Annotated in this window: 2 protein-coding genes; one reads left to right on the forward strand and one right to left on the reverse strand. The window is 37.3% G+C overall.

The features are described from left to right. The first annotated feature begins 435 nt into the window (after positions 1-435). On the forward strand, positions 436-1020 hold the full coding sequence (gene hemJ, locus GNE10_RS34095; RefSeq protein WP_099071853.1) for a protoporphyrinogen oxidase HemJ: 585 nt from the start codon (positions 436-438) through the stop codon (positions 1018-1020). Positions 1021-1131: 111 nt separating this feature from the next. Here the strand turns inward: hemJ and GNE10_RS34100 are convergent, their stop codons facing one another. Next, on the reverse strand, positions 1132-2025 hold the full coding sequence (locus GNE10_RS34100; RefSeq protein WP_185570446.1) for a peptidoglycan-binding domain-containing protein: 894 nt from the start codon (positions 2023-2025) through the stop codon (positions 1132-1134). Between the last annotated feature and the right edge of the window lie 161 nt (positions 2026-2186).

The raw sequence follows: 2186 nt of genomic DNA on the forward strand, positions 1-2186 counted from the left end.
CCCCTTGCCAAGGGGAGGGTTGGGGAGGGGTAAAGTTCTATGCAGCTTCATGAAGAATTGGTATCAGACAAAAATCGATAATATAAAAAAGAATTCAGAATTCAGAACAGAGAATTCAGGAGTCATAATCATGTTTGGCTAATTACTCGTGATGAAAATTTCTGTGTGTCCCCCCATCCCCCTGTCTTGGCGTCAGTTCTAATGATAAATCTTTTACCGGACACGATATTAGGACTCAGAATCAATTAGTGGAAAATTTTCAGTGGCCATTAATTGTAGTCTGCTAAAGAAAAGATTGAGTAGTGAAATTCAAATATTTTTTCATTGTTCAAACTCTATTCTTTCGTTGCTAGAGTATTCTGAATTCTGACTTCTGAATTCTGAATTCTGACCGCTAAAAATGCATCACAACCACACTGATGGAGATTGGAATTCATGGCTTATTCATGGTTTAAAGCATTTCATATTGTTGGGTTTGTAGTTTGGTTTGCTGGTTTGTTTTATTTAGTACGTCTTTTTATTTATCATGTTGAAGCGAACCTTGAACCCGAACCAGCGCGAACCATACTGAAAAATCAGTATCAAATTATGGAAAAGCGTCTGTACCATATCATCACTAACCCAGGAATGTATGTGACGATCGCAATGGCCATCGGTTTAATCAGCACCGAACCAGAAGTGTTAAAAGAAGGCTGGTTACATATCAAACTGCTGTTTGTAGCTATTCTCATTGGCTATCATCATTATTGCGCTCATCTGATTAAGAAGTTAGCAGCAGATCAATGTGCTTGGAGTAGTCAGCAATTACGGGCGTTAAATGAAGCACCGACAGTTATGTTGGTAGCCATCGTATTACTGGCTATATTTAAAAATAATCTACCAACAGATATGGCTGCCTGGGGCATTTTTGCCATGATTATTTTGATGGCAGTTACTATTCAACTTTATGCCAAAAAACGTAGGCAGGATAAAGAAAAGTTGACGGCACAGATAGGGCAAATTCCACAAGAACAAAGTTAGACAAAATTGTCTGGAATCTTTCAGTTAAACAAATTTCAAAGGCTGAGAGAAATTTACTAATTCGTAATTTGTAATGGGCGTCTTGGAGAGAAGCCCATTATGAATTACGAATTATTTTAATAAGTCATCTCCTGGAATGACTGTGGTGTAAAAGACATAATTTTTACTAGCTACATAGCGGCGGTCTTGTTTAATTATTGACATAAACTCCCGATGTCCTTCGCGTCTACGTCCTACTAAACAACCTGCACTAGCATTTTTAATATCATTTACAGGAGCATCATAACCCCAGTGTTGATTGACAAAGAAAAGACCTGTATCAAGTTTGTCACCAGTGCGTTGAAAATCTTTGTTAAAATCTCGGTAAACAGTGATAGGTGCAACTTGGATTAATGCTTCGTGGGGTTCTGAAGTTCCGTGTGTACCAACAGACCAAGCTTTGTATTGCCCAAATTTAATTCTAGCTGCACCTCCGGGATTCATCGGATTATAAGTATAGTATCTGCCTGGTTCTGTGGTGGCTTGCCAGTGATTGACAATTTTCGGAACACCGTCTACTACTTCAATTACCAGACGGCGATCGTTGAATTGATTCGGTGTATCGCTGTTGAGAGTCCAGTCTTCATTTACTCCTTCTAAATAAATAATGTTGTATTCTTTCGGGTTAGTAGATATCTGATAATTTTTTGCCTGCATGTATTTGATAATCTTGCTGGCAATGTCATTACCCAGTTTTAAGGGGGGTTTAGGAAGTTCCTCTGCTTTAGTTTCAATTAGTTCTTTGGCGGTGAGTGCGCCTAAATAGTCAGTTTCCTCAATTTTCATTAATTCTTGAAACTTTTTCAGGGCTGTGGCAGATACCGGGCCAAACTTATCATCGGCGGGAGGGTCGAGTAAACCCAAGCCAATTAACAATATTTGAATCTGACGAGTTAATTCTGGATCTTTAGCGATCGCCTCGAATCCCCATTTTTCATCTGTTCCTAAGAAATCTTGTAGTTTCATTATGCACCTAACTTTATTAACTTACTTCTCAGTATAAACATCATTTTTAGGATTGACCTTGTTTTAAACTATACTTTTGTGTTTAATATAAAGTTAAATTTTTTAGTATTCATTTATGATTTAACACACAAAATTTTACATAATTTTACTTAAGTCAAAAT

The organism is Nostoc sp. 2RC, assembly GCF_014222165.1.
Classification (GTDB): domain Bacteria; phylum Cyanobacteriota; class Cyanobacteriia; order Cyanobacteriales; family Nostocaceae; genus Nostoc; species Nostoc linckia.

Excerpts from the sequence above, each read along its gene's own strand:
- hemJ (WP_099071853.1), top strand. The coding sequence starts at position 436 with ATGGCTTATTCATGGTTTAAAGCATTTCATATTGTTGGGTTTGTAGTT.
- GNE10_RS34100 (WP_185570446.1), bottom strand. The coding sequence starts at position 2,025 with ATGAAACTACAAGATTTCTTAGGAACAGATGAAAAATGGGGATTCGAG.